This window comes from Oleiphilus sp. HI0061, from assembly GCF_001635675.1.
The window spans coordinates 1-674 of sequence record NZ_LWFE01001689.1 but is presented as its reverse complement, the minus strand read 5'-3'; the positions used below and the strand labels follow the sequence as shown (position 1 = coordinate 674).

At 41.4% G+C, this 674-nt stretch carries 1 pseudogene; it reads right to left on the bottom strand.

Features of this window, described 5'->3' with window-relative positions:
* Positions 1-331, bottom strand: a pseudogene (locus tag A3735_RS26045) (phosphate ABC transporter permease subunit PstC); the annotation flags it as partial.
* Positions 332-674 lie beyond the last annotated feature (343 nt).

The window sequence follows — 674 nt, the reverse complement described above, 5'->3', positions numbered from 1 at the left end:
GCTGAGCTGATGAGGCATATTCACTCATATAAATCGCATTACCCAAGCCAATGGGTATCGATACCGCTAACGCAATAATTGTGATCATGAAGGTACCGGCGAAAATCGGTACTGCACCGAAGGAGCTTTCTCCATGGCTCATGTGCCACTCGGTACCTGTAATAAAATACCAAAGGCTTTTTAATTGAAAGAACTCTAACGCCTGGAACAGGATAGAAAACAAAATACCAATAGTTGTAACAATGGCAATTGCGGCTGAGATCGCGAGAGTTGCAGTAATACAACGTTCTTTAATAAGGGTTGAACGCTTTTTGGATTCAACTTGAAACAAATCTATACTTCCATTATTTAAGAGCCGAATAACTGAGTGGCTAAATTTATACCTACAAAATAAAAAGCCCACTACACAGCGGGCCTTTTGATTTATTTAAGTCCAACTACTTCCTTGTAGTTAGACTTAACATCCCTGTCATTAAACTTCCTAAGACCTTACACTTTTAGACTTAAGCGGGATTATTCAGCCCAGCTCGCATCGTACTCAGTGATAGTCAAAGAGGTATCATCGTCTGTATAAAGCGTGCTACCAGCATCTACAGTGAAGCGAGCTTCAGAACCTGCAGTGAACAGGTCAGCACTAGCGTTTACATTGTTCTTAATCGCTAGACCTGCACCTG